Origin of the sequence: Clostridium facile (assembly GCF_014297275.1) — a bacterium.
GTDB classification, from domain to species: Bacteria; Bacillota; Clostridia; order Oscillospirales; family Ruminococcaceae; genus Massilioclostridium; species Massilioclostridium facile.
This window is the reverse complement of the sequence record NZ_JACOQK010000001.1, coordinates 1970681-1995838: the sequence shown is the minus strand read 5'-3', so window position 1 is coordinate 1995838 and position 25158 is coordinate 1970681. Positions and strand designations below refer to the sequence as shown.

At 38.3% G+C, this 25158-nt stretch carries 26 protein-coding genes; 19 read left to right on the top strand and 7 right to left on the bottom strand.

What is annotated here, in order from left to right; genetic code table 11:
* The first annotated feature begins 76 nt into the window (after positions 1 to 76).
* The 8 genes from H8Z77_RS08380 (at position 77) to H8Z77_RS08345 (ending at position 6280) form a co-directional block, all read left to right on the top strand.
* Positions 77 to 1129, top strand: coding sequence for a DHHW family protein (locus tag H8Z77_RS08380; protein ID WP_186996725.1), 1053 nt, complete (start codon positions 77 to 79; stop codon positions 1127 to 1129).
* A 52-nt stretch (positions 1130 to 1181) separates the two neighbouring features.
* Positions 1182 to 1946, top strand: a complete 765-nt coding sequence (locus H8Z77_RS08375) for a polysaccharide deacetylase family protein (RefSeq protein WP_069987479.1) — start codon at positions 1182 to 1184, stop codon at positions 1944 to 1946.
* 10 nt (positions 1947 to 1956) lie between these two features.
* Positions 1957 to 2232: a GIY-YIG nuclease family protein gene (locus tag H8Z77_RS08370; protein ID WP_069987478.1), complete on the top strand. Its 276-nt coding sequence runs from the start codon at positions 1957 to 1959 to the stop codon at positions 2230 to 2232.
* A 151-nt stretch (positions 2233 to 2383) separates the two neighbouring features.
* Positions 2384 to 2683, top strand: coding sequence for a Dabb family protein (locus H8Z77_RS08365; protein ID WP_186996724.1), 300 nt, complete (start codon positions 2384 to 2386; stop codon positions 2681 to 2683).
* Positions 2684 to 3036: 353 nt separating this feature from the next.
* On the top strand, positions 3037 to 3450 hold the full coding sequence (locus tag H8Z77_RS08360; RefSeq protein WP_069987476.1) for a bis(5'-nucleosyl)-tetraphosphatase: 414 nt from the start codon (positions 3037 to 3039) through the stop codon (positions 3448 to 3450).
* A gap of 104 nt (positions 3451 to 3554) precedes the next feature.
* Positions 3555 to 4370 (top strand): hypothetical protein, encoded by an 816-nt coding sequence (locus H8Z77_RS08355; RefSeq protein ID WP_186996723.1) that lies wholly within the window; start codon positions 3555 to 3557, stop codon positions 4368 to 4370.
* A gap of 16 nt (positions 4371 to 4386) precedes the next feature.
* Entirely contained in the window at positions 4387 to 5223 is an 837-nt protein-coding gene (locus H8Z77_RS08350) for a hypothetical protein (protein ID WP_186996722.1), read from the top strand.
* A gap of 139 nt (positions 5224 to 5362) precedes the next feature.
* Positions 5363 to 6280, top strand: a complete 918-nt coding sequence (locus tag H8Z77_RS08345) for an AEC family transporter (protein WP_186996721.1) — start codon at positions 5363 to 5365, stop codon at positions 6278 to 6280.
* Position 6281: 1 nt separating this feature from the next.
* On the opposite strand, the gene H8Z77_RS08340 is transcribed toward H8Z77_RS08345, so the two are convergent.
* Entirely contained in the window at positions 6282 to 6572 is a 291-nt protein-coding gene (locus tag H8Z77_RS08340) for a sigma-70 family RNA polymerase sigma factor (protein ID WP_069987472.1), read from the bottom strand.
* Positions 6573 to 6781: 209 nt separating this feature from the next.
* Here H8Z77_RS08340 and H8Z77_RS08335 point away from each other — a divergent pair, with 209 nt between their 5' ends.
* From H8Z77_RS08335 to H8Z77_RS08315, 5 genes are all read left to right on the top strand, one after another.
* Positions 6782 to 7153, top strand: a complete 372-nt coding sequence (locus H8Z77_RS08335; RefSeq protein ID WP_069987471.1) for a helix-turn-helix domain-containing protein — start codon at positions 6782 to 6784, stop codon at positions 7151 to 7153.
* Positions 7154 to 7165: 12 nt separating this feature from the next.
* Positions 7166 to 7615, top strand: a complete 450-nt coding sequence (locus H8Z77_RS08330; RefSeq protein ID WP_069987470.1) for an ImmA/IrrE family metallo-endopeptidase — start codon at positions 7166 to 7168, stop codon at positions 7613 to 7615.
* Positions 7616 to 8005: 390 nt separating this feature from the next.
* Positions 8006 to 8281 carry a hypothetical protein gene (locus H8Z77_RS08325; RefSeq protein WP_069987469.1) on the top strand — a complete coding sequence of 92 codons (276 nt, stop codon included), beginning with the start codon at positions 8006 to 8008 and terminating at the stop codon, positions 8279 to 8281.
* Between the two features lie 162 nt (positions 8282 to 8443).
* Positions 8444 to 9217 carry a 23S rRNA (guanosine(2251)-2'-O)-methyltransferase RlmB gene (gene rlmB / locus H8Z77_RS08320; protein ID WP_186996720.1) on the top strand — a complete coding sequence of 258 codons (774 nt, stop codon included), beginning with the start codon at positions 8444 to 8446 and terminating at the stop codon, positions 9215 to 9217.
* Positions 9218 to 9231: 14 nt separating this feature from the next.
* Complete coding sequence (locus tag H8Z77_RS08315) at positions 9232 to 11577, top strand: hypothetical protein (protein ID WP_186996719.1); 2346 nt, start codon at positions 9232 to 9234, stop codon at positions 11575 to 11577.
* Between the two features lie 674 nt (positions 11578 to 12251).
* Here H8Z77_RS08315 and H8Z77_RS08310 read toward each other — a convergent pair.
* Positions 12252 to 12767 (bottom strand): GNAT family N-acetyltransferase, encoded by a 516-nt coding sequence (locus H8Z77_RS08310; protein WP_186996718.1) that lies wholly within the window; start codon positions 12765 to 12767, stop codon positions 12252 to 12254.
* 161 nt (positions 12768 to 12928) lie between these two features.
* Complete coding sequence (locus H8Z77_RS11735; protein WP_186996717.1) at positions 12929 to 14269, bottom strand: immunity protein Imm33 domain-containing protein; 1341 nt, start codon at positions 14267 to 14269, stop codon at positions 12929 to 12931.
* 296 nt (positions 14270 to 14565) lie between these two features.
* On the opposite strand from H8Z77_RS11735, the gene uvrC reads away from it, so the two are divergent.
* The 3 genes from uvrC to H8Z77_RS08290 all read left to right on the top strand — a co-directional run bounded on the left by uvrC (position 14566) and on the right by H8Z77_RS08290 (position 18132).
* Entirely contained in the window at positions 14566 to 16386 is a 1821-nt protein-coding gene (uvrC, locus tag H8Z77_RS08300; RefSeq protein ID WP_186996716.1) for an excinuclease ABC subunit UvrC, read from the top strand.
* Between the two features lie 14 nt (positions 16387 to 16400).
* Positions 16401 to 17072, top strand: a complete 672-nt coding sequence (locus H8Z77_RS08295; protein WP_069987464.1) for an HD domain-containing protein — start codon at positions 16401 to 16403, stop codon at positions 17070 to 17072.
* 412 nt (positions 17073 to 17484) lie between these two features.
* Entirely contained in the window at positions 17485 to 18132 is a 648-nt protein-coding gene (locus H8Z77_RS08290; RefSeq protein WP_270738825.1) for an Ltp family lipoprotein, read from the top strand.
* Between the two features lie 499 nt (positions 18133 to 18631).
* Here H8Z77_RS08290 and H8Z77_RS08285 read toward each other — a convergent pair whose 3' ends face one another.
* The 4 genes from H8Z77_RS08285 to H8Z77_RS08270 all read right to left on the bottom strand — a co-directional run bounded on the left by H8Z77_RS08285 (position 18632) and on the right by H8Z77_RS08270 (position 21173).
* Positions 18632 to 18895, bottom strand: a complete 264-nt coding sequence (locus H8Z77_RS08285; RefSeq protein ID WP_069987462.1) for an HPr family phosphocarrier protein — start codon at positions 18893 to 18895, stop codon at positions 18632 to 18634.
* A gap of 245 nt (positions 18896 to 19140) precedes the next feature.
* A complete protein-coding gene (gene trmD, locus H8Z77_RS08280) occupies positions 19141 to 19878 on the bottom strand; it encodes a tRNA (guanosine(37)-N1)-methyltransferase TrmD (RefSeq protein WP_186996714.1) in 738 nt (245 codons plus the stop codon).
* A complete protein-coding gene (gene rimM, locus H8Z77_RS08275) occupies positions 19868 to 20389 on the bottom strand; it encodes a ribosome maturation factor RimM (protein WP_186996713.1) in 522 nt (173 codons plus the stop codon). Before rimM ends, trmD begins: the two co-directional genes overlap by 11 nt.
* 13 nt (positions 20390 to 20402) lie before the next feature.
* Positions 20403 to 21173 (bottom strand): type III pantothenate kinase, encoded by a 771-nt coding sequence (locus tag H8Z77_RS08270; RefSeq protein WP_186996712.1) that lies wholly within the window; start codon positions 21171 to 21173, stop codon positions 20403 to 20405.
* Between the two features lie 307 nt (positions 21174 to 21480).
* Here H8Z77_RS08270 and H8Z77_RS08265 point away from each other — a divergent pair, with 307 nt between their 5' ends.
* The 3 genes from H8Z77_RS08265 to H8Z77_RS08255 all read left to right on the top strand — a co-directional run bounded on the left by H8Z77_RS08265 (position 21481) and on the right by H8Z77_RS08255 (position 25150).
* Complete coding sequence (locus H8Z77_RS08265; protein ID WP_186996711.1) at positions 21481 to 22614, top strand: cysteine desulfurase family protein; 1134 nt, start codon at positions 21481 to 21483, stop codon at positions 22612 to 22614.
* Positions 22615 to 22655: 41 nt separating this feature from the next.
* Entirely contained in the window at positions 22656 to 23837 is a 1182-nt protein-coding gene (gene thiI / locus H8Z77_RS08260) for a tRNA uracil 4-sulfurtransferase ThiI (protein WP_186996710.1), read from the top strand.
* Between the two features lie 62 nt (positions 23838 to 23899).
* Entirely contained in the window at positions 23900 to 25150 is a 1251-nt protein-coding gene (locus H8Z77_RS08255; RefSeq protein ID WP_186996709.1) for a competence/damage-inducible protein A, read from the top strand.
* Positions 25151 to 25158 lie beyond the last annotated feature (8 nt).

Sequence of the window (25158 nt, the reverse complement as noted above, 5' to 3'; positions counted from 1 at the left end):
GTGAATTTTTATGAGGCACAAATTAATCGTGGGGCTCTTTACCATTTTAATTTTGTTTCCCACAGTTGGTTTTTTCATGAGGAATTTAAAAAATAGCCAATCAGCTGAGTTTCCTTTGCCTTCTGCGACAAAAGTTGTAAAAGGGAATTATGATGACCAGGTGGAAGAGTATTTAAAGCAAACAATTCCAGGGAAAGATTGGCTGTTGGGATTAAAAACAAAAGCGATGATTTTAATTGGGCAAAAAAAGATTAATGGGGTCTATTTGTCGGGAAACCGTTTATTAGAAGATCCACAATTGCCTTCTAACCAGGCCGTAAATTCGATGAAAGATTATATCAATGATTTTTCCAATCAGTTTAACGGGCAGTCCTACATTACCCTTTTACCCTCCGCAGCAGAATTATATAAAGAGCAGATACCATCCTATATTCCCAGAGAAAATGAAGTGACTTTTATCAATAGTATGTATGCAAAAATGGATCCCTCGATTACCTGTTTGGATTCTATTACCCCGTTAACCGCAGCAAAAACAGAACAGATCTATTATAATACTCAGGATAGTTTGACCAGTTTAGGGGCTTATACTTTGTATAGTTACATTGCAAAATCCCTTGGTTTAGTGACGACAGATTTATCGGATTATAGTATTGAACATGCCTCCGACTCGTTCCGAGGAGACTTATACGAAAAAACGCGGTATGAAGATGCCGCTTTCGATAATATTGATTTATACCACTATACTAAAAAAGAACTGCAAATACAAGTAACCGAAATAAATGGGGGCAGCGCTTCTACCCAAAACTCGATTTATTATCCAGAATATTTACATACATCAGACCAGACAGATGTTTTTTTAAAGGGAAGTTCTGCACCAGTAACCGATATTGTCACCAATAACACCGAAGGAAAGAAAATGCTGATTTTTGGAGATGAAAATGCAGGAACACTGGTACAGTTCTATCTGCCCCATTGTGAACAGATTACTGTAGTAAACCTGAATACCTGGAATACATCTTATCAGGATTGTATTGACCTTGATTCTTACCATACTGCGTTGTTCCTTTACTCTGTAAATTCGTTAAAGGAGAGCTCTCAGTTTGTAAAGCTAAAGCAGTTTTTTGAATAAATGGAATGGGGACAATCTAAAGCCGCATAAACTGGCATGGGAGTGATAGTTTATGCGTATTCTGTTAGGCGGAAATAAGAAGTTTTATTTTTCTTTGCTACTGATCATTTCATTGGCACTGGGAATGGTAGCAGGTATCTTTTTTTGTTTTTTTTATTCAGATGCGAAAGAAAACCGTTTGTTGCCAGTATATCAAGTGGAAACATCTGAAGCAAAGGTCGCTTTGACATTTGATGTGGCTTGGGAAGACTCTGATTTAGAAGAAATTTTGGATTTATTAGAGAAATACGGAGCAAAAGCAACCTTTTTTGTCACAGGTGATTGGCTAGACCGGTGTCCAGCGGGGGCGCAATTGATTGTGAACTCTGGAAATGGGTTACAAAACCATTCCAATACCCATCCCCATATCCAAAAACTATCTACGGAAGATTTGTTGCAGGATACCGTAAAATGTGCTGAAAAAATACAGGCTTTTACGGGAAAACAGCCCGTTTATTATCGTGGTCCGTATGGAGAATACAATAATACGGTCATACAGGCATTATCTGATTATCAAGTAATCCAATGGAATATTGACAGCAAGGATTGGAAACTGGATGCAACAGTGGAGAGCATTACTCAAAATGTCCTTCCGAAAATGACTAACGGTTCTATTTTGTTATTCCATGTGGATTCGAAAGCAAAACAAACAGTGCCTGCCTTACAAAAAATACTTCCGGAAATAACAAAGCAGTACCAGTGTGTCTTATTAGAAGATTTGGTATTAACGGACCATTACCGAATTGACCACACAGGAAAACAGATTGCCACTACTTAGGAGAATCAAAATGGAACAAGCTAATTTTGTTTATATCTTACAGTGCAGAGATGGAAGCTTGTATACTGGTTGGACCTGTAATCTAGAAAAAAGGGTTGCTGTCCATTCTGCCGGCATGGGGGCAAAGTATACCCGTTCCCGCCTTCCGGTAAAATTGGTCTATTGGGAAAAATGTAATAGCCGTTCCGCTGCTATGAAACGGGAATATGCAATCAAACAGCTTTCGCGCCAGAAAAAGCTAGAACTTATCCAGAAAAATTGTTCTTATGTAAACGTTAATAAATAGTACATAATTTTGGATAACTTGAAAACAAACTGTAACAGGGAGGAGAAATCCCCCTGTTTTTGTTGTATTTTGGAATTTTTCTTGTTATAATAAGTAATAACAAAAATGCCATTTGTGGGTTTATATGAAATGAGAAAGAGGTCTGTGTTATATGGTGAAACATTTCGTGATTTGGAAATTAAAAGATGCTTTTACTGTGGATCAAAATATTGACCATGCCCGTAAAATAAAACGCAGTTTAGAGGGGCTAAAAGGTCAGATTGACGGTTTGGTTGATATTAAAGTACAGGATGAGTTGCTGTCATCCAGCAGCGGTACTGTATTGTTGGATACGACTTTTGTGGATGAAGCCGCTTTAAAGGCATATCAGACCAATCCAAAGCATTTAGAGGTTGCTTTTTTTGTCCGCTCTGTTGCACAGGAACGGTTAAGTGCGGATTATGAGTGTTAATAGGTTATGAAAAAAGAACATAGAATCAAAAAGGCGTAGTATTTACTGCGCCTTTTTGCAACGTCAAAAACGATATCGATACCGTTAGTATCTATTTCATTTATTTGTAGGACGCATAAAATTGGTTTTTCTAGGTAAGCTGTTCCTCTAATATTCCGTTTATAGTAAAAAAGAATTTATCATGGGGAGGAATCATTTTTATGTATATGGATACAATAGAAATAATTGTGTAATGATAGATATTTAGAAAGAATATTTGCTCCATTATTAAATTTTTTTCAAAATTTTAAGACTTTTTCCTTGTGGTGTGTTATAATAATTATGATTTATCTTATAGGATTGGAGGAAGTTGTATGAATTACGAAAAATCTTGTGGCGCAATCGTTTTTCGTAAGTTCCATGGGAATATTGAGCTCCTTTTGATTAAACACGCCAATGGAGGACATTGGTCTTTTCCAAAAGGCCATGTGGAAGCTGGAGAAACTGAAGTGGAAACCGCTATCCGGGAAATAAGAGAGGAAACAGGGATTGAAGTAATGATTGATCCTACCTTTCGTGAAATTGTTTCTTATTATCCAAAGCGCGATATTAAAAAGGATGTTATTTATTTTATTGCAAAAGCAAAAACCTACGATTACACTCCACAAGAAGAAGAAATTTCCCAAATTAAGTGGGTGGAATTGGACCGCGTCCACCAGCTACTTACCTATGATAACGATAAACAGCTGGTAAACAAGGCCCGTCAGATTATGAAAGATAGCTTTTAAGAAAAAGGCAGGCGTTCCGCCTGCTTTTTTACTAATTGGTAGCCATTCTATTTTGGCTAGTAAAATCCAAAATGATTTTTAGAAAATATAGGAGTTTATTACATATGAAAGACTTAAACCTAAATCAGGATGCAGCTTCTATTGCAAAGGAGTATTGTAAAAAATCCAATTTGGTAACCATTTTGGTGGTATTTGTTGTATTGGCAGTAATACTTGGTTATATTTTTACCCTTCATTTTTCCAGTAGTTTAATTCTTATCTATTTGCTGTTGGCGATTGGAGCGATATATTATAAAGCATATCACCGCAACCAATTGCGGTTCCAGTTAAAAACTATTTTATATGAATATTGCGACCCTGAAAAACAGATGGCAGTTTTCCAAGCGGTTCGTCCCCATATTTTTGGTCAATATTTAAAAAGGGAATTGGATTTGGATAGAATCCAATGCCTTGTTGTCATGGAACGGTTTACCGAGGTGGAAGAAGAACTGAAAAAAATCCAGGAAAAGAAACTTTCTAGCGCCTCTAAAATTTTTTATTATAACTTATATTCCAACCTATACTTTCATCAAGGAAATGCGGAAGGAATTGAGGAGCTAAAACGGAAAATTAGAGAGTTAGAACAGAAACGAAAAAATAAAAGGGTATCTCAACAATTGGCGCCAACAGCATTATTATTGATGAATACTCATCTGGCGCATTTAGAGGGAGATACTGACACAGAAAAAAGAAATTTAGAACGTATTTTAAGGGATGCTTCTTATCCATTTCAAAAAGTAAAGTTCCATTATGAACTAGGCATGTTGGAAGTAAAATTAAGTGATAATTCAGAAGCAAAAAGGAATTTACAATATGTTGTAGACCATGGTAAGGCTATGGTACAGGCGCAAAAAGCGGAACAAATTCTGTCGATGTTATAAAAGGGAGAGAAGAGCAATGCAAAAATTATCTTTTGGGCGCAAGGTATTATCTGTTTTTCTGACAATATTGGTTCTTTTGGATGGTATTGTATTTTTGAATATTACAGCGGTTAGAAACTCTTTATCCAGGGATGCTGTACATACAGCAATAGAAGAAGTCAACCTTCCAGAGAGAATCCAGAACGCTCTTTCCAATGATGCTGTTTTTTCCCAGATTACACAGGAACAATGGGAAAATGTGTTGAATTCATCTGGAATCCAAACATTAGTTGACCAATATGGAGATTATATTTCTGATTATTTATTGTATCAGGACGAGAGCAACGCAATTACAGCGCAGAGTGTAAAAACAGCGTTGCAACCAATGCTAGAGGAGTTATTGGACGGTGTTTCTTTTTTATCGGATAGTATGAAGCAAACGATTATAGACAGTATCCCTTATGAAAGCATTGCAGAAGTGTTTCCTTCTGCTTCCTCCCAACTTCCAGAAGAGGCAACCCAATTTATGAGTACTTTGGCAAGCCAAACTGCTTGGGTATTGTGTTTGGTTTTATTAGCGGTATTTGTGTTAGCCCTGGTTTTTTCGGCTGGACCAAAACGTATTTTAACTTACTTAGGTACAGGTGTGCTATTATGTGGAGGATTTTCTTTGGCAATCGGAAAATTCGCTATTTTATTTATGGATGGTATGTCCAGCAATCCGGTATTTCCAATTGTTTTAAACCTGTATGACCAACAGATTAGCCTATTAAGTTTTATTACCATGGTATCCGGTGTTGTAATGTTAATTGTGGGTATTATCCTATGGATGATTTTTGGAAGTAGAAAACAGTCTTATTATACATTCCGGTAGTGCATCACAAGAAAAAATCCCAGATGGTAGATCAATCTATCCTCTGGGATTATTTTTGATTCCAACACTTTAAATATTAGGTAAAAGGTGATTTTTGTTGGGTAATAAAATATTATGAAAAAATGGGAAGGAAACGAATATGGGAACAGTATTGCTAAAAGCGTTTGGACTAGTATTTATTATTGCTCTGGCTTATTTTTTAAAAAAGGTAGGATTCTTTAAGGCAGAAGATGCAAACCTAACATCAAAAATTATGTTTAACCTTACACTGCCAGCGGCGGTCATTACATCATTTGCCCATTATCAAAACGATCATTCCCTATTTTTACTTTGTTTTGTTGGATTTGGCTGTGGAGGAGTATTACTAATAGTAGGTTGGATAATATCACGCCGCAAATCGGATGAAGAACGCATCTTTTATATGTTAAACCTGCCAGGTTATAATATCGGGTGTTTTACAATGCCGTTTGTCCAAAGTTTTATTGGACAGTTTGGAGTTGTGGCAACCTGTATGTTTGATATGGGAAACTCCATTATTTGTACTGGTGGCTCTTATGCGGCAACCTGTGCTGTAATCAATAATGGAGAAAAGACTACTGTAAAGAGTATATTGAAAAAGTTATTTTCCTCTATACCATTTGATGTATATTTGTTGTTGATGGTTACCGCCCTATTAGGATTTTCTATCCCTGATGGTATAGTACAGGTAACTTCGACTATAGGGTCTGCAAATAGTCTGATGGCGATGTTGACAATTGGACTGATGTTTGAGTTAAAACCTAACCGTCAGCACGCTAAAAAGGTAGTTCTTTCCCTATTAATCCGTTATGGGTTTGCAGTGGTTACAGCACTGATATTTTATCATTGCCTGCCATTTTCGTTGGAAGTGCGCCAGGTATTAGTAATTATATCTTTTGCTCCTATCCCAGCATTGGCACCTGTATTTACCGCAAAATGTGGTGGGGATACCGAAATTGCGGGGTTGGTAAACTCTATCAGCATTTTAATTAGCATTGTAGCAATTACTGCATTAGTCAGTGTAATGGGGCTTCAATAAGCTACATCATACTGTATTGTAAACAGGTCTTTAATTTATGGACAGCAGCCCTGCGGATACGGGAAATAGTCGATTTATTGTTATGAAATATCCGTGCGATCTGCACGGTATTTTTATTTTGGAAGTAATATAGTTTAATTACCTGCTGTTGTTTTGGAGTTAATTCTTCCTCCATAGCTTTAAATAGAGCCTTTTTTAGCCGTAAAAGCAGTTCTTGATTTGTCTCATAATCTTGACTAAGTTGAAACTGTTCGGGCAATGATAGAATATCATAGGATAATTTTTGTGTCATATCGGTACCTCCTGGAATAAAATAAATCGTTAGGAAACCTGATTGAGATCGAATTGTCTTTATTAATTTACACAATATGTGTTTTTAATATCATAACACACGGTTTGTGGATTGTCAATAATTTCAAGAACAAATGTTCTAAAATAGATTGAAAAAATAATTTTATTATGTTATGCTAATAATTGAACTTATAAACTGGGGGAAATGTAATGCTAGGGGACCGAATCAAACAATTAAGAAAACAGCATAAATGGACACAGGGAAATTTGGCGGAACAATTGGGAATCTCAAAAAGTGCGGTGGGGATGTATGAACAAAACCGCCGACAGCCCGACCATAAAATTTTATTAAAATTAGCCGATGTTTTTGGGGTATCGACTGATTTTTTGTTAGATGGGAAAGAATCCAATAAAATGGAAAATATGGATGATTTAGCAAATCAAGTAAGAACAATGCTGTTGGAACATGACGGACTGATGTTTTGTGGGGTTCCATTAAATGCGGATGATATCAATAATATTGTGACAATTGTAACAGATGCTACAAAATCTGTTTTGGAAAAAAAAATGGGGGACCAATAGGAGAGATTTAATATGGAGCAAATTGAACAAACTGTGGTTAGTTTGCTTACTGAGTATAAAACCCGTAATCCGTTTGAATTGTGTAATGAACTAGGTATAACGGTAGTCTTTCCAGAAATGGCGACCCATATTAAGGGGTTTTATACGAATTTAAATGGGATTGAGATTATTTATTTAAACTGTAATTTACCAGAATGGGAACAACGTGTGGTGTGTGCCCATGAATTAGGGCATGCATTATTACATCAACACATGAATAGCATGTTTATTACCTACCATACGAATTTGAATTCTGGTAGATATGAAAATGAGGCGGATTATTTTTGTGCTTGCTTATTGTTGGAGGACGAATGGTTTCAACCAAATTCAGAGTTTTCAACTTTGAAACAGATATCCGCTTACTCAGGGGTAGAATTAAGATTAGTAGAAATGAGAGCAAAAGCCTTGATGGCGGAAAATTAGAGGAATAATAGCAATGATTGCTATTATTCCTTTTTCTTTTGCAAACAAGTTATCTTAAAAATAGTAATTTTTCCTGTTTTTTCTTGTTTTTTTGTTTGTTAAGCCTTTTTAAAAAATAAGAAAAATTTTTAAATAAAATCCTTTTTTTGTACTATACAAATAGTAACATTTGGATTTTTCAGTTTTTTCAACAGCTATTAACAAAAATAAAAATAGCGTATTTTCAAGGTTATCAACCTTTTCAACTAAGTTTTCAACGAATAAATTTTTGAAGTTATCAACTTTTTCAACTGTGTTTTCAACATGGTATTGACATAAATTTAATTACAAATCGTATAACCTCTTTTATTTTGGTCCAAACTTTTGTTAGATACAACTAGGAGGGATACAATGATTAAAGGGGTTAATCGAAAAATTGTGGAAATTAACAGGACGGGAAACGATTATTTTGAAAAGGCGATTTTATTTATAAACCCACAAAAATCCTATTCTTCTACCCAGCAGATTTACCAATGGGCAGAAGAATATTTGGATAGTATGTTGGAATCCGGTAGTAAACAAAATCGGTTAAAAAAGTGGTGTCAAAAACACTCTGTATGGAAATGGGGAATTATTTTTTTGACAGGGCTTTTGCTCGGGTGTGGTATTATGCTTTTATTTTTTTAATGATGATAATAGAAAATTCCATAGTTTGGTTGTAAAAACTTTGACGAAATAGATGCAAAAAATAAGACGATATGGTATAATAAATAAAATAAACTGAAATAATGGGGAAGTATTTTTCCCTTAACAATATTGGATAGATCATAATGACAATTGGAGAGGACTATGGAACAGACAAAACGGGAGCAACATGATGTTATTACAGGCAGAAATGCCGTATTAGAAAGTTTAAAATCCGAGCGGGAACTAGATACGATTTATGTGGCTAAAGGCGAACGAAATGGAAGTATTTCTCAGATTATTGCACTAGCGAAAAAAAAGAATATTGTGGTAAAAGAAGCGGATAGCCGTAAACTGGACTATTTAAGCGAAGGAAGTAATCATCAAGGGGTTGTAGCAATCCCTTGTTCAACCTCTTATGCTAGTGTAGAGGATATTTTAGCTGTCGCAGAACAAAAAGGGGAAGCCCCTTTTCTAATTATTGCGGATGAAATAGAAGATCCCCATAACTTAGGTGCGTTAATTCGTACTGCAGAGGCTGCTGGCGCTCATGGGATGATTATTCCAAAACGGCGTTCTGCATCTCTGACTCCAATTGTGTATAAAACATCAGCAGGAGCTGTTAATTATTTGAAAGTGGCGCGTGTTACCAACCTAGCGTCAGAGATGGAACATTTAAAAGAGCGGGGAATCTGGATTTATGGCGCTGATATGGATGGGCAAAACTGGTGTGAGACCGATTTTTCCGGTGGAGTAGCTTTGGTAGTAGGCTCAGAAGGGAAGGGAATTGGTAGATTAGTCCGCTCCAAGTGTGACGCTGTTGTTTCCTTACCAATGGAAGGCCAAATTAATTCTTTAAACGCATCGGTTGCGGGCGGTATTTTAATGTATGAGATTACCCGCCAACGGCTAAAATTACAAGCAAAGAACGTGAAATAAAGGTTGTGATGCAAATGGGCTCTACCAAGAAAGAGGAATTGTCGTTTGAATCCATGCTTAGGGATATTGAAAAACAGACCAATAATCTTCCAGAGCAGAAAACAGCCATCCCAGAAAATAGGATGGAAGAGGAAAAGATGGATTCAAAATCAAAGGAAAAGGAGAAAACAATCTCCAAATCGGAAGTCGCGTATTCTGTGCGAGAGATTATGGGAGAGGAAACGCAAAACCTTCCTGGTCAGATTAAATTTGACCTGGAAAAAGAGGAGCAAAATTCTCATTCAGAACAACAGAATAAAAAATTGGATAGCAAACAAAAATTGCAAGAATTTTTGGAAAGTACTACGGATATTTACAGTGGTAAACACCGTACTATTGTGACTTCTCACACAGCTACCATCCATAAGATTACTCCAGAAGAAGTAAATCGATTCCGCAAATTTGATCTGGCGGAAAGCCAGGTGCTGCGATATAAAGAATTTAAAAAGCTGCGCAAAGCAAAAGCCGCCCAATTTGTATTGGATACCGAACCGGAACAAAAACGGGATCCAGAAGATAAGCCAAACCAGGAGGTTCAACTTCCCGAGCTGGATCTCTATGAAGATGAGCTAAAAGAAGAAGCGGAATTGGAATATAATCAGCCTTCCGATGCTGCTGAGGTGGGAAACCGTTTAAAACGAATGAAAAAGCACAGTTTGTTGCGTTTGCTTGGTACGGCAGTGTTGGGGCTGCTAAGCCTTTATCCACCAGTAGCCATGCAGTTTAACCTGCCTATTCCACCAGTATTTACAGTGAATTCTGCTATTACTTATTTATTAATCTATCTTTTATTTGGATTAGGTGCGATATTTATTAATGTTCCAACTTTTATTTCAGGGTTAAAATCATTTAAGTCTTTGGCTGTGAATCGGGATACCTTATATACTATTCCAATGCTGGTTACGATTTTACAGGATTTATTCTTGCTTATTGTGGGTAGCGATGTACTGGAATCGAACCCCAATGTATTTTTATTGATGCCACTGGCAATATGGGGACTTGCTTTTCGGCAATTAGGTCAGTTCATGACAACACAGTTGGCAATCAAAAATTTTCCGTTTGTTTCTTCCACCCAGTACCAACAGTATGCCAGTGGTACGATTGAAAATAATGACCTTGCAGCGGCGTTTACCAAAGGGACAGTAAACCGGAAACCTTATGTAGGATATAATCGAAAAACCGGCTTTTTATCGAATTTTATTTACTACTCGTTTTTAGAGGATATTACAGACCAATTTAGTTTTTATCTTGTTCCAGCAGGTGCGGGGCTTTCCCTTGTTCTGGGAGCCGTTTGTGGATATATGGCCAATAGTTTTCCAGTCGGAATTACTGCGTTTACAGTGGGGATTTGTATCAGTGCCCCGTTGTGTCATCTGTTTTCGGTTGGTATTCCAATGTTACTGGCACAGAAAAAGCTTTCCCGCCATTCCGCTGTTTTATTAGGATATGAAGCCGTACAACAGTTTGGAAACTTAAATGCGGTACTGACATCTGCCCACGATTTGTTTCCAAAAGGGACCGTTGTGTTACAGGGAATGAAAAGTTTTTCCCATTACTCAATTGACCATGCAATTATTGACGCGGCTAGTGTATTAAATGCCTCCAACAGTATTTTACGAGATATGTTTATGGAGGTACTACTGGGAAGGGAAGACCTATTAAAGCCAGTAGATAGTGTCGTGTTTGAAGATACTATGGGAATTTCTGCTTGGGTAGATAACCGTCGAGTGATAATCGGAAACCGGGAAATGCTAATAAACCATAATATTGAGGTTTTATCAGAAGAAAAAGAACGGAAGTTATGTCCAGAAGGCTGTGAAATTGTTTATATTGCGGTGTCCGGTATTTTGTCAGCAGCATTTATCTTTAGTGTGCGTGCGAATAAAGAAGTCCGTAATAGCTTGGAACAGTTGATTTCCAATGGTATTTATTTGGTAGTGCAAACGGTAGATCCTATGGTAACCCAACAAAAACTTGCCCAGGTTTTTCAGGTGGATGAAGAGGTATTTAAAATATTGCCTGCCCGATTTCATGAACCTTACCAGAAACAAACTGGAGAAGTGGAAAAAGACGATTCCCCAGTTGCAAATAATGGACGTTTTTCTTCTTATGTAAAAGCCGTTTTAACAGCAAAACGGCTGCGCCCTATTATTTACCTGCTTATGACTTTATCCGTTGCCAGTATCGTTTTTGGCTTGGTAATCCTATTTGTTTTGGGCTCACTAAATTCCCTTGGGGATTTTAACCTCTTAAACTTATTAGGGTATGAACTGGTTTGGGCAGTAATAGCAGCATTGATTGCGCTGATAAAGCGGGCATAATGGAAGTATAGTATATTCTAATTAGAAGAAAAAATCCCATATTAAAATATAAATGGAGTTTCTTATCATAACGGATGCTTTTCATCTGTATTGATTTAGAAAAAAGAAAAGATAATAAAAATCTCCTGTGGTAGAATGAAATTTCCACAGGAGATTTTGTTATGCCAATGAAAAATAGGTCAGTTTGCTGGATAAAAAAATAAATTTATATTTGTGTGAATTATTACTTTTAGTATATAATATAGTTTAGAATTATCTGATAGGGTTTCAATAAATCATGGACTTTATTTATTATTAAATTACAAAAATATCCAATTTTAATTTTGGGTTTTATATAGTGATTTTTATTTCAATAGAAATTTTTCATTAGTAGGGTATTATTGGAATACTATTGAACTTAAAAAGTATATCATTCGCTGTTCCTCATTCTACAATTGATGTTATAGAAAATCTGGACAGTATACAATTCTATTCTAATCAATATTGTCAATTTGAGAATCAATCTGCTGTAGAGAGGTTTTTGTAGAATACCTTGATGAATTGTTTCCTATGGATTGCAGCTATTAAAACATTCGATTACATCAGCCGGATCATGGCAAAGATAGATTTGAAAAATTGTTTGCTGCATTAACTAGAAAATAAATTTTCTCTGGAATAAGTCAGATAAAATGGGGTTATTCCGCAAAACAGATTGTTCCTTCCTGGCAAGAAAGCGCATTAGGAACCAATTCGATTCCCAATACAAACTGGTCTGGGATTCCATTGGTATTATGGATGCCAAATTCGGTTGTTTGACGGAATCCAAATCTACAATAATAATCTGGGTTTCCCACCAAAAAAGCGGCGGTATATCCCATGAGTTTAGCCTTTTCCAGCCCTACTTTTAATAGTTTTTCTCCTATCCCCTGATTGCGATGCTCTAATTCCGCACATAATGGGGCTACTAGGATATGTTCTTGCCATTTTCCTGATTTTGTTTGTATTAATTGTTTCGTAAGCATAATATGACCAATTAGTTGTCCATCTTTTTCTGCTACTAGCTCCAATTCTGGCAAATAAGCACCTGAATCTCTTAGGCGCAAAACAAAGTCCTGTTCTTTGCCATTACTTACTTGAGCTGTTTGGAATGCTGTTTGCACCAATTGTGTGATGGTTGGGACTTCAAATTGAGTTGCTTGTCGTATTACCATGGGTGAGGTTCCTCCAATTATGATGTTTATTTACAACAAATTTTATTTTACGATCTAGTAGTTATTATGGGAGAATAGATGAGATGGAAAAAGGAAGAAAAATAAGAAAAAATCTATTTTCGTTTGTCTAAGCCTATTTTATTGGTTTTGTGGTAAACTAGCTAATTTGTTATTTCTATACATTTTTGAAAAATTCCATTTTCATCCCGGTAAAATGCGGAACCATAAGCAGAATTTAATAGTGGGATAATATCCGGGTCATAGTTACAGATTGTGTTCAAATCGTAGCGGCTCATATATTGCTGGTTTGTCAGGTATTCTTCTGTTTCATCGCCGGCTAGAAAGCACCATCCACTATCTAATTGTTTGTCATTTGGAGCGATGCGATAACAATATCCCACCTCATAACCTTCAACAGTGATACGGTCAGATGCGATGCAAAGGTCTGGTCCTTCCCAGTTTTCCAACAAGGGCTGCAATTCCTCTGGTGAAAGCAATAATGTTTTTCCTTCATTGTCCCCATGAAGGTTAGGACGATTTAAATGGACATATTCCAGTTGTTCCCCTGTAAATTCTTTCAATAGTTCATCTGCGCTGTGTTCAATTTTAAACTGCATTTCTTCTTCATAAAGTGGAATAACTTGATAAAAGTTAATTTCATCACCATTTGGCAAAACACAGCAACTAGCTTCTGGTGGGAAAGCCCCTGGATTTAACAGCATGATACCGGATAGTTGGGTATTCTCCGCAAATGGGCCTCCGTTTGGCACAGTATGGCCCCATCCCAGCCAAGTATCCTGTTCACCAGGGAGACGGGCTAAAATTTTAAGCCATCTTAAAGGCCAGTACCATTTTTCATCACTATTTTGAATCTCCCAGTCAGGAGGCAGGCAGATCATTAATTCAGCGCGTTCTAGCTTTTTTTCTGCCAGTTCTAAAGGGACATTCATCTGATGGGCGCCCATCCCTAAGGTAACTAACTTGTAATAATCCTGACTTGGAGTTGGAGGAATAATACAAATATCTACATGGATATCTGGAGAAATCAATTCGTGGAATACATGTTCATAACTACCAAAATAGTTGGAAATATGTCTCTCCACTGTTTCCATTTCTTCCTCTGTATAAAGTTCTGGATCATACTGTTGCTGTTCCATTTCCTGTTGACACCAGGTAAAAAAGAGTTTGGCATCCTGGTCATCTGGGTTATCTTTTAGCACCTGCTCAAATTCTTCCATAGCCAGTGGGATTTCATCTAAATAATAATAGGCATATCCCATCCGAAAATGCCATAAGGGGTCAGATAGCCCTTGTATTCGGATCGATTGCAACAAGGTAATTGCATCTTGGTATTTTTCTAAATTATTATAAGCTCTTGCCAAATGGCTTATCATATCATAATCCCATTTTTCTTTTGGAATCGCTTTAATAGCATCTACAATTTTTTGGTATTCATCTTGTTCATGCCATTCCTGTAATTGTTTTAATAATTTACTGCCCATTTTTGTTTCTCCTATCTAATTTCCTCGAAATACTGTTTTAATCATAACATAGATATCATGGGAAACAAATAGATAAACTGCTAAATAATTATGATGATATTTTGTAATATTAACCAAAGAAAAAGAGAAAATAATTCCATTGGCTGCATGATAGCGAGTGAGAAGATAAATGTAAGGAATGTTAGAGAATAAAATGAAAAAAATCATGAAATTATGAAAACCGGGTTTCTTTTCCTTTCCAGAATATGATACAATAGTAAGGACAGTTCCCTTTATAACAAGGTGGGTGATATTTTATGGAACGGATGGAACGGCTTCAGGAAAAAGCGAGGCAATTAACAGATAAACCAGGAGTTTATCTGATGAAAGATAATATGGGTGAAGTAATTTATGTTGGAAAAGCAAAGCGGCTAAAAAACCGTGTTTCCAGTTATTTTAGAAAAAACAGTTCCCATAATGAAAAAGTGCGGAAAATGGTCAGTAATGTACAAGATTTCGACTTTATTGTCACTGACAGTGAATTTGAAGCCCTGGTATTGGAATGTAGCTTGATAAAACAATACGACCCAAAATATAATATTTTATTAAAGGATGATAAAGGTTACCATTACATCAAAATATCTTCTGACCCTTATCCCAAAATTACTTCAGAAAAACAGCATACAGGGACAGGGACTTTTATTGGACCCTATACCAGCTCCATGGCAGTAAAACAGACAGTAAATGAGGTAAACAAAGTATTCCGGCTTCCTACCTGTACCCGAAAATTTAATTTTCAGCGCAATACTCGTCCTTGTTTAAACTATTATATCAAACAATGTGCAGGGATTTGTTTGGGCAAAATATCAGAGAAAGAGTACCAGGAAACCATTCGGCAGGCAGTTGACTATATTAAGGGGGGAAGCACCCAGTCGATTGAAAAACTGACCAAAGAAATGGAACAGGCGTCGGAACAATTGGATTTTGAGCGTGCAATCCGGATAAGGGACCGTATTCAGGCAATCCAGAAAATTTCTGAGGACCAAAAGGTAATTTTGGGAAACCAAAAACAGATTGATGTCATTGCGATGGCGCAGAATGGCACTACAGTCTGTTTTTCCCTGTTAAAATTCCGGCATGGAAAAATGGTGGATAAAAGTGATTTTATTTTTGATGATGTTTATGACCCTATTGAGGTGAGAAATGATTTTATTTCCCGTTATTATACTTCACATCCAGATTTTCCTAAGATCGTTTTAACAGATGAGGTGAATATTGACCAATCCCTTTTAACTGATTATCTCACCAAATTGGCTGGATATAAAGTGGAAATTCAAGTACCACAGCGGGGGGAAAATCGAAAGCTGGTACAGATGGCAATGAGTAACGCAGCAGAACAGCTTTCCTATAAAGTAAAACGTTCTGGACGCGCTATCGCTGCCTTGGATGAGCTAAGCCGGCTATTGGGGCTTTCTTCTACACCCGAAATCATTGAAGCTTATGATATTTCCAATCTGGGGGATAGCGGCATTGTTGGAGGAATGGTTGTGTTTGAAAATGGCCAACCAAAAAAATCGGATTACCGGAAGTTTGCCATTCATTCTACCAATACCAGGGATGATTATGGTTCCATGCGGGAAATGTTAGAACGGCGGTTTTCCCGTTATCAGACGGAACAAGGGGAATCCTCTTTTGGTAGGCTGCCAGACCTTATCCTATTGGATGGGGGAAAAGGCCATGTAGCTGCGGTAAAAGAAATTTTCCAGAAATATGGGATTGAGGTTCCTTATTTTGGAATGGTAAAAGACGATAAACACAGAACCCGAGCGATCGCCAAAGAGGGTGGGGAAATCTCCATTGCCGCCTATAAATCGGCGTTTCATCTGCTGACCCGGATACAGGACGAAGTCCATCGGTATACTATTTCTTATCAACGGAATGTGCGGAAAAAAACCATGTTGGAGATGGAGATTACCCGAGTGAAAGGGATTGGGGAGAAAAAAGCCCTGGCAATTTTAAGACATTTTAAAACAAAAACAGCATTATATAACGCAACAGTGGAAGAACTTTGCCAGGTGGCAAAAATCAAGCCGGAAACGGCAAGGGAACTTCAGTTATTTTTGGAGCAACTAAAGTAAAAGGAGAATAAAAAATGGAATGCAGCAACGTGACATTTGAACAAATCAAAAACAGCCCGGAAATTCAAACTTATATTAAAATGGAAGACCAATCTTTAAAAGCCCTTGGATTTACCGAACATGCCTTTGCCCATGTGACCAGAACAGCGGAAAACGCTGGAAATATTCTGAAAGAGATGGGATATTCTGAGAGAGAACAAGAACTGGGGAAAATAGCAGGGTATATTCATGATATTGGAAATATTGTCAACCGGATAGACCATGCGCAAAGTGGGGCGGTAATGGCATTTCGTATTTTGGATAAAATGGGGATGACACCAGAGGAAATTTCGATCATTATTTCCGCCATTGGAAACCACGATGAAGGAACAGCGGCTCCAGTAAACGCGATTGCGGCAGCGCTTATTTTAGCGGATAAAAGCGATGTGCGGCGTACTCGTGTCCGCAATCGGGATTTAGCCAGTTTTGATATCCATGACCGGGTCAACTATGCAGTAACTCAATCCAGCCTAAATTTTTCCGATGAAAGCGATAATATTATTTTGGAATTGACCATTGACACGGATATTTCCCCTGTTATGAGTTATTTTGAAATTTTTATGGACCGTATGTTGCTATGTAATAAAGCCGCTGCTTACTTCCATAAATCGTTTGGACTTGTCGTAAACAAACAGCGTTTGTTATAATATAAAATTTTGATTTGATCACCTCTGCTTACTTTTTATAGCAGAGGTGTTTTTTTATAATGGGATTGTTCCTTTTAAATGGTGCATAGTATAAGCTTGGTATAGATTTTTGGAAAACTATGAGTGTTGGCATAGTAAATATATTGGAAAAATGTAATAATATTGTGGGTTTATGGGGGAAAAGCCGATTTGTCATTGGCTGAGCATAAGGTTGTCGTAATGTAATATTTTAAGAAATGGAATTGGTGATGGCTTCACTTTATCACAACTTACAAAACAAGTCGAAAAAAGTCGTTTTCCTTCTGCTGTTTTGTAGAAAAATCTCCTAATAATTTACTTTTAGGAAATACTGGTGTATTATTATAATATAATTTGCCGTATTTCTCAGCGGCATAGGAGAGGAATGAAGATTATGAAAAAGCTTTTTGTATTGTTATTTGCTATAATCGTACCTTTATCATTGGCGGCCTGTGACACAGGGACAACAGCAACTGGAGAAGAATCATCTGATTACAGTACGGATTATGCGGATGTTTTCTCGATGCTTGAGGATACTGTAAGCAAAGCATCTCAACCAGAGGTTACCCAAAGCGAATCTGGGAGCCAATCGGCAAATCCTGCTGACCAAATGACGATTGGACAGAGAAATGCCCTCGAGTCGGCAAAATCCTACTTGTCTTTTTCCGAGTTTTCGTATACAGGACTGATTGAACAACTGGAGTATGAAAAGTATTCTCACGAGGACGCAGTATATGCTGCTGACCATTGTGGCGCAGATTGGAATGAACAAGCTTTAAAATCAGCGAAATCTTATCTGGAATACTCTGCGTTTTCCTATACAGGGCTGATTGAGCAGCTGGAATATGAGGGGTTTACAAACGACCAGGCAACCTATGGTGTGGACAATAGCGGTGCGAATTGGAATGAGCAGGCAGCAAAATCAGCAAAATCCTACCTGGAGTACTCTTCGTTCTCAAGGGAGGGGTTAATTGAACAGCTTGAGTATGAAGGTTTTACGCATGAACAGGCGGTTTATGGTGTGCAGCAAAACGGGTATTGATATTATAGTTAAAAATGCACGATAATATTTCCAATATTACAAAGATAACCTTCCATACAGAGATGAAACTGGATGGATTTTAAAGTATTGGTCACCAAGAAGTTTTCTAGTGGAATCGTTTCATCAAATAGATGTAATGGGCGGAGATACTAAAAAAGTATCTTCGCCCATTGATTTCTGCCTATAGGCTTAAAAGACCTTGACAAAATGAGAACCTTTTACAGATGGAGATTGCATTTTGCTTGAGAATGGAATAAAAAATTTAGGAAAATCAATTTAGGGATTTTTGTATACATTTTTCCCACATAAAGGTACGGAATGACTACCCAAACTGGTTTACCAGTAGCAGAGCAAGCAATGCGATGGTAGTCCTCCAAACCTCTTCCAGAGGTAAGCAAGTACTGAACCATCTGGGAATGGAGCAAATCACTAGTTTTGATTTAAAAAGAAAAAAGCTCCATATCACAAAAGTGATATGGAGCCAAATCCAAAACGCAACTTATTCAGCAAAACCGCTTTCTACTAAAGAAACCAAACCTTCCACAGCTTCTTGTTCGTCAGCGCCATCAGCAATAATTCTGATGTTGGTACCGCCTACAATACCCAGGGACAGAACACCCAGCAAACTTTTTGCGTTTACTCTGCGTTCTTCTTTTTCCACCCAGATGGAAGATTTGAATTCGTTTGCTTTCTGGATAAAAAATGTTGCTGGTCTAGCATGCAAACCAACCTGATTTTTTACTGATACTTCTTTTACGTACATAAAGACACTCCTATTAAAGCTAATTAAAAATTTTATCAAAGTGAATGGGTTCAATCAACAATCCTAATTATACGAATTATTATTCAAACCGTCAACGTCAATTATACAAAATCCGGCGGATTTTTGGAAAGATTTCATACTATGGTAATTTCTCAATCAAAACGGATGATCTGATTGTGCAACATGACTATATAGTTTTCAACCTACTATGCAAAGTAACTATATTATTTTCGCAAAAATCAAAATTAAACTTCCTTATTTTTACAATTTTTAAGAAATTTAAGGTCATTCTCCGTTAAATCTGCTGAATCCAGCATATCTGGACGTTTTTTTAATGTGCGAAGCAGCGACATCTCTCTGCGCCATTTTGCAATATTGGCATGGTGGCCGGAAAGTAGAACCTCAGGCACTTGTTTTTTATGCCAAACAGGGGGACGGGTATACTGAGGATATTCCAGCAAACCATTGAAATGACTTTCTTCCTCAAAACATTCACTGCTCGATAATACGCCTTCCTGTAGCCTTCCCACACAATCTACCAGCACTAATGCCGAAAGTTCGCCTCCAGTCAGTACATAATCGCCAATGGAAATCTCTTCATCTACAATTTCCTCAATAATACGTTCATCTACCCCTTCATAATGGCCACAAATTAGAAGCAAATGTTCCTGTTGGGAAAGCTGGATGGCTTTTTTCTGGGTTAATGGTTTCCCTTGCGGAGACATATAGATGACATGGGGGGTGTTTCCGCTCTTTTGTACAATATCCTGGTAACAGCAGTAAATCGGTTCTGCCTGCATCAACATCCCCATCCCTCCGCCATAAGGGGTATCGTCCACTCTTCGGTGCTTGTCCATGGTATAATCCCTGATATTATGGGTATAAAGCTCTAAAATTCCTTTTTTTCTGGCACGGCCAATAATACTTTCATTTAGCACCGTTTCACACATTTCCGGAAATAATGTAGCAATATCAATCCTCATCTTCAAACAATCCTTTCAAAGGTCGAATTTCCATAATGCCGTCTTTTAAATCGGTACGGATTACTACATCGGGGATTGCCGGAATTAACCGTTCTTTTTTCTGGTCGTCTGTAATATGGTAAACATCGTTTGCGCCTGGCTGGGAAACTTGTGTCAGTTTGCCATATACTTTACCAGTATCAACATTTTTTACTGTCAGCCCAATTAAATCCTGAATAAAATAGGTATCTTCTGGCAGCTCTAATTCTTCCCGGTCAATATATAATATGCAGTTGCGCATTTTTTGTGCCTGTTCCATAGTATCTATGCCTTGGAATTTGGCAACCACTACATTTTTGTGGACACGGGCGGACTCCACCATAATACTATTTTTTCCTTGTTTATCAAGATAAAAGGAATCAAACTCCGTTAAAAATGCAGAATCGTCGCACCAGGGTTGAATGCGAACTTCCCCTTTGATGCCATGGGTGGACACAATCTGTCCTGTTTCTAAAAATCTCTGGTAAGCCATAGTTCACCTCATACTATTTTGTGTTTTTTTCATATAAAATCAACAATCCATCCATTAACAGACTGGGATCATAGGTAACGGGATATTTACATAAGCAGATAATTGGCTCCGCTTGTTTTCCTGTTACCACGACTGTCAAACCTTCTCCTAATATTTCCTGATGTCGTTGGATCAATCCATCTAACAGGCAAGCGTTTCCATATAGAATTCCTGCCTGCATAGCGGATACTGTATTGGAACCAATAATCGAATCAGGGCATTCTTCAATGCTGATTTGCGGCAGTTGGGCTGCCGTTGTACACAGGGCTTCCAGTGAACTGGATACACCGGGGATAATACAGCCGCCAATAAACATCTTTTTTTCGTTGAGTACCGAAACCGTTGTAGTGGTATTCATGTCTACCACCATAATAGGAGCAGGATATTTCTTTAGGGCAGCAACTGCATTGCATACACGATCGGCTCCCAGTTGTGCTGGATTTTCAATCCTCAAATTCAAACCAGTTTTAATACCGGGGCCAACCACCAGTATGTTTGCTTTGGTGAGTTTCTTTACTGCCTGTTTTACGACACTTGCCAAAGGAGGGACTACCGAAGACAAAATAACTCCTTCTATGTCAGAGCCGCTTAATCCGTGTAAATCCAATATCGACCGGATTGAAATCGCGTATTCATCCGCTGTTCCTTCTAAGTCTGTACGCAGGTAAGACTGGAACAGTTTGCGGTGGTGAGATGTCCCACATAAAATAAGATTGGAATTTTCAATGCAGATTGCTAACACCATGGAAAGAATCCCCTCCTCTGGATTTGATTGTAAAAATAAAAAGTATTCCTGTCAACATTATAAAGCAAACCGGGGAAAAGTCAAATCACATTCATAAAATTAACATGTTATACAGTAGATTTTGAACAAATGATGTAGTATAATAATATACACTAATATTAGAGTGTATTATTTGTATTCTCAGATATTTGGCAATATAAAGTAAAATATCAGAATAGTTTTGAAATGATAGTGTAAATTCATGTACAATATTGGTCAAAAATCAGGGATAATTTATTAGAATAATAAGGAGTCGAGTTCATTACCTATGGTTTATTTGGACAATGCTGCCACCACAAAAGTGCGTCAGGAAGCAGTGGACGCTGCTGTAAATGCTATGGAAAAACGATATGGCAACCCATCTTCTTTACATAGATTTGGTTTGGAAGCGGAAAACATTGTTACCGCTGCGAGAAAAATCATTGCGAAAACGTTGGGATGCACACCAGCAGAACTGTTTTTTACTTCTGGTGCGACCGAAAGCAGCAACTTGGCAATATTGGGTGGGACACAGGCAATGCACCGTCGTGGGAACCGAGTAGTTACTACCACAGTGGAACATCCGGCCACTGGACATCCATTTGATGAATTGGAAAAGCAGGGGTTAGAAGTAATACGGATATCCCCAAGGGAAAATGGAAAGTTCGCCCCGGAAGATTTTGTGGAAGCTGTCAATGATCAGACCATTTTGGTTTCCTGTATGTATGTGAATAATGAAACAGGGTTGATTTTACCTATTGATGAAATTGGAAAGAAAATAAAACGGAAAAGTCCTAATTTGTTGTTCCATGTAGATGCTGTACAGGCGTTTGGAAAACTGCCTTTCCAGGTTGGGAGAATGCCGGTAGACATGATGAGCATTAGTGGACATAAAATTTATGCGCCAAAGGGGATTGGTGCTCTTTATCTTAAAAAAGGGGTGCGAGTACTGCCTAGGAATTTAGGAGGAGGACAGGAAAAAGGTTTGCGTTCCGGTACGGAATCCGTTCCAATGATTGCCGGATTTGGCACGGCTATTCAAGCGATTGCCCCCTCCATTCGGCGTAATTTATCCTATTATCAAGAATTGAACCACTATTTGCGGGAACAGCTGCAAGGGATATCAGGAATTGTTTGGAATTCCCAGCCAGATGATGCCCCATATATTTGTAATTTTTCTGTGTTGGGAATCCGTTCTGAAATAATGCTGCATTTTTTAGAGCAGAAAGAAATCTATGTATCCAGTGGTTCTGCTTGTTCCAAAGGGGCACACAGTGGTGTGCTCAGCGAACTAGGATGCTCTGACCAGCAAGTGGATTCCGCATTGCGGATAAGCTTTAGTTATGAAACTACCAAACAGGATTTGGATTGTCTGATTGCAGGGCTTCAGGAAGGTATGGCTACCTTGGCAAGACAGAAATAAGGCGATTCCATCATAAAAACGGAAAGGATTATGATATAGAAATGAAAGAAATTATTTTGTTGAAAGAAGGGGAGATTGCCCTGAAGGGATTAAACAGGGCAACCTTTGAAGATATTTTGGTGAAAAATGTGAGGTATCGCTTAAAGGATCTGGGAAAATTTAAATATACCCGTGCCCAGTCCACTATATATGTCCGTCCAGAAGAAGATACCTGTGATATGGATGAGGCTGTAGAACGGATCAAAAGCATTTTTGGGATTGCAGCTTTTTCCCGTGCCGCTATTGTGGAAAAAGACTTTGAGGATATTAAGGCAAAAGCGGTAGAGTATGTAGCGGAGGAACTGGAAAATGCCAGAACCTTTAAGGTAGAGGCAAAACGTTCTGATAAAAGTTTCCCAATGAAAACGCCGGAAATCACAAGGGAATTAGGTGGATATTTGCTCTCAAAATTCCATCATTTAAAGGTGGATGTTCACAATCCAGATGTCGTTGTGATGGTGGAAATCCGGGATTTTGCTGCTTATGTTTACGCAAAACGTTACCAGGGCGCAGGCGGTTTGCCTGTTGGCAGCGGTGGAAAAGCGATGCTGCTGTTGTCCGGTGGGATTGATAGCCCAGTAGCGGGGTATATGATGGCAAAACGTGGGTTGAAAATCAGTGCGATCCACTTTATTAGCCCTCCTTATACCAGCGACCGTGCGAAACAAAAGGTAGAGGAATTGTGTGAACTCTTGACCCCTTACTGTGGGGATATCCAGTTTTACTGTGTTCCATTTACAAAAATCCAGGAAGAAATCCGGGAACACTGTCCAGAAGAATTTTTCACAATTATTATGCGTCGCCTGATGATGAAAATTGCCCAGAAAATTTGTGCAAAAAATGAATTCCAAGCATTGATTACCGGAGAAAGTGTGGGGCAGGTTGCCAGCCAGACATTACATGCCCTTGCTACAACCGATGCGGTTTGTGAGATACCGGTTTTACGTCCTCTTATTGGAATGGACAAAACAGAGATTATTGCGATTGCCAATCAAATTGGCACGTTTGAAACTTCGATCCAGCCATATGAAGATTGCTGTACCGTCTTTACCCCAAAACATCCAAAAACACGGCCACAGTTAAAATTTGTAGAGTTGGCGGAATCCAAATTTGATTTTGAACCATTGTTGGACGAGGTAGTAGAAAATACTACCATGGAAGTTAAACGGATGGAATTATATTAATAGAAAAGAGAAGAAAACGATCTGTATTAGAACTATAAAAACAGTCCACAGGGGGTGGAAGAATGAACGCCGAATTAATTGCCGTTGGTACAGAGATTTTGCTAGGGGATATTTTAAATACTCACGCAAAATTTTTATCCAACGAGCTAGCAGAATTGGGAATTAACCTGCTGTACCATACAACGGTTGGTGATAACAAACAGCGTTTACAGGGAATCGTCGCGCAAGCGCTTCAGCGCAGCGATTTAATCGTGGTGACTGGAGGGCTTGGCCCAACAAAAGATGACTTGACCAAAGAAACCGTTTGTGAACAGATGGGGGTTCCGCTGGTACGGGATGAACAGACCGTCCATAGGATCAAAGATTATTTTCAAAGGCTTGGAAAAGAGATGCCGGAAAACAACCTGAAACAGGCATTGCTTCCTGAGGGTGGGACAGTATTCCAGAATCAACATGGAACTGCACCAGGGATGGCTGTACAAAAAAATGGAAAAACCGCAATTTTATTGCCAGGACCTCCTCATGAGCTGGTTCCAATGTTTCAGGAACAGGTACGCCCTTATTTGATGCAGTTTACAGATTCTGTGATTTTATCCCATAGCCTGAGGATTTTCGGCTTAGGGGAATCCCGTGTGGATGAACTTTTGGATGAATTGCTGGACAACCAAAACCCTACGGTAGCTCTTTATGCAAAGCGGGGAGAAGTACTGGCAAGGATTACTGCGAAAGCGGAAACAAAAGAGAAATGTGAAGAAATGGTTTCCCACATGGTGGAACAGGTGAAACAGCGTGTCGGAGAATATGTATATGGCATGGATGTCTCCAGTTTGGAGGAAGTGCTGGTAAAACAGTTGATCCAGCACAATAAATCCATCGCTTTAGCGGAAAGCTGCACAGGTGGAATGGTGGCAGAAAAAATCACCTCTATTCCAGGTTCCAGCCAGTGCTTTTCATATGGGATTGTATCCTATGCCAACCGGGTCAAAGCGGAAGAACTGGGAGTAGACCCAACTACATTGAAAACCTATGGTGCTGTAAGCCACCAGGTAGCGGAACAGATGGCCAGTTGTGCCAAGCAGCGAGGGCAGGCTGATATTGGTATTGGAATTACTGGTATTGCTGGGCCAGATGGTGGAACAGCGGAAAAACCTGTGGGTTTGGTATATGTGGGGGTTGCGTTTCACAACCAGGTCCGTTCGATCGAATTACATCTGAGCAGAGGATTACCGGATGAACGTCAGGATATTCGGCAGCGTACTGCAATGCACGCCCTTAGTTTAGCACTAAACGTTTTAAATCAGGAATTAATCTAATTAAAGGA

Excerpts from the sequence above, each read along its gene's own strand:
- H8Z77_RS08380 (WP_186996725.1), top strand. The coding sequence starts at position 77 with ATGAGGAATTTAAAAAATAGCCAATCAGCTGAGTTTCCTTTGCCTTCT.
- H8Z77_RS08375 (WP_069987479.1), top strand. The coding sequence starts at position 1,182 with ATGCGTATTCTGTTAGGCGGAAATAAGAAGTTTTATTTTTCTTTGCTA.
- H8Z77_RS08370 (WP_069987478.1), top strand. The coding sequence starts at position 1,957 with ATGGAACAAGCTAATTTTGTTTATATCTTACAGTGCAGAGATGGAAGC.
- H8Z77_RS08365 (WP_186996724.1), top strand. The coding sequence starts at position 2,384 with ATGGTGAAACATTTCGTGATTTGGAAATTAAAAGATGCTTTTACTGTG.
- H8Z77_RS08360 (WP_069987476.1), top strand. The coding sequence starts at position 3,037 with ATGAATTACGAAAAATCTTGTGGCGCAATCGTTTTTCGTAAGTTCCAT.
- H8Z77_RS08355 (WP_186996723.1), top strand. The coding sequence starts at position 3,555 with ATGAAAGACTTAAACCTAAATCAGGATGCAGCTTCTATTGCAAAGGAG.
- H8Z77_RS08350 (WP_186996722.1), top strand. The coding sequence starts at position 4,387 with ATGCAAAAATTATCTTTTGGGCGCAAGGTATTATCTGTTTTTCTGACA.
- H8Z77_RS08345 (WP_186996721.1), top strand. The coding sequence starts at position 5,363 with ATGGGAACAGTATTGCTAAAAGCGTTTGGACTAGTATTTATTATTGCT.
- H8Z77_RS08340 (WP_069987472.1), bottom strand. The coding sequence starts at position 6,572 with ATGACACAAAAATTATCCTATGATATTCTATCATTGCCCGAACAGTTT.
- H8Z77_RS08335 (WP_069987471.1), top strand. The coding sequence starts at position 6,782 with ATGCTAGGGGACCGAATCAAACAATTAAGAAAACAGCATAAATGGACA.
- H8Z77_RS08330 (WP_069987470.1), top strand. The coding sequence starts at position 7,166 with ATGGAGCAAATTGAACAAACTGTGGTTAGTTTGCTTACTGAGTATAAA.
- H8Z77_RS08325 (WP_069987469.1), top strand. The coding sequence starts at position 8,006 with ATGATTAAAGGGGTTAATCGAAAAATTGTGGAAATTAACAGGACGGGA.
- rlmB (WP_186996720.1), top strand. The coding sequence starts at position 8,444 with ATGGAACAGACAAAACGGGAGCAACATGATGTTATTACAGGCAGAAAT.
- H8Z77_RS08315 (WP_186996719.1), top strand. The coding sequence starts at position 9,232 with ATGGGCTCTACCAAGAAAGAGGAATTGTCGTTTGAATCCATGCTTAGG.
- H8Z77_RS08310 (WP_186996718.1), bottom strand. The coding sequence starts at position 12,767 with ATGGTAATACGACAAGCAACTCAATTTGAAGTCCCAACCATCACACAA.
- H8Z77_RS11735 (WP_186996717.1), bottom strand. The coding sequence starts at position 14,269 with ATGGGCAGTAAATTATTAAAACAATTACAGGAATGGCATGAACAAGAT.
- uvrC (WP_186996716.1), top strand. The coding sequence starts at position 14,566 with ATGGAACGGATGGAACGGCTTCAGGAAAAAGCGAGGCAATTAACAGAT.
- H8Z77_RS08295 (WP_069987464.1), top strand. The coding sequence starts at position 16,401 with ATGGAATGCAGCAACGTGACATTTGAACAAATCAAAAACAGCCCGGAA.
- H8Z77_RS08290 (WP_270738825.1), top strand. The coding sequence starts at position 17,485 with ATGAAAAAGCTTTTTGTATTGTTATTTGCTATAATCGTACCTTTATCA.
- H8Z77_RS08285 (WP_069987462.1), bottom strand. The coding sequence starts at position 18,895 with ATGTACGTAAAAGAAGTATCAGTAAAAAATCAGGTTGGTTTGCATGCT.
- trmD (WP_186996714.1), bottom strand. The coding sequence starts at position 19,878 with ATGAGGATTGATATTGCTACATTATTTCCGGAAATGTGTGAAACGGTG.
- rimM (WP_186996713.1), bottom strand. The coding sequence starts at position 20,389 with ATGGCTTACCAGAGATTTTTAGAAACAGGACAGATTGTGTCCACCCAT.
- H8Z77_RS08270 (WP_186996712.1), bottom strand. The coding sequence starts at position 21,173 with ATGGTGTTAGCAATCTGCATTGAAAATTCCAATCTTATTTTATGTGGG.
- H8Z77_RS08265 (WP_186996711.1), top strand. The coding sequence starts at position 21,481 with ATGGTTTATTTGGACAATGCTGCCACCACAAAAGTGCGTCAGGAAGCA.
- thiI (WP_186996710.1), top strand. The coding sequence starts at position 22,656 with ATGAAAGAAATTATTTTGTTGAAAGAAGGGGAGATTGCCCTGAAGGGA.
- H8Z77_RS08255 (WP_186996709.1), top strand. The coding sequence starts at position 23,900 with ATGAACGCCGAATTAATTGCCGTTGGTACAGAGATTTTGCTAGGGGAT.